We start from the raw sequence: 410 nt of genomic DNA on the forward strand, positions 1-410 counted from the left end.
GCCTGCGGGCGATCTCCTTGATCGGGACCTGCTCGGCTCGATGCAACCTGCGGATCTCCGCCCAGTCCTCCACGTTCAGCACCTCCCTACGCAAGCAGGGGGGTCAACTTTCGGAGGACCCCAGGGGGTCAGTTTTCAGGAAGCGGCGACACTGCGCTTCGGCCCGCTCACCCACGCCCGCGCCAGCTCGGTGCTGAAGAACCCCGCCTACGCCGGCGTCTACGTCTACGGCCGCTACACGACCCGCACAAGCGTGGACCCGGACGGCACGGTGCACGCGCACACCGTCCGGCTGCCCCGCGACACGTGGCCGATCGTCATCCCCGACCATCATCCCGGCTACATCAGCTGGGCGGACTATCTGGCGATCGAGGCGAAACTCGCGGCGAACACGACGAACGCCGGCGCCC

Annotated in this window: 1 protein-coding gene; it reads left to right on the plus strand. The window is 68.3% G+C overall.

All coding sequences use genetic code 11. The features are described 5' to 3' along the window. Positions 1 to 190: 190 nt before the first annotated feature. Positions 191 to 410 (plus strand): recombinase family protein (locus tag MJ797_RS25475; protein ID WP_239342081.1); only part of this gene is annotated, 220 nt, incomplete at its 3' end.

Source organism: Protofrankia sp. CiP3, assembly GCF_917627345.1.
Classification (GTDB): domain Bacteria; phylum Actinomycetota; class Actinomycetes; order Frankiales; family Frankiaceae; genus Protofrankia.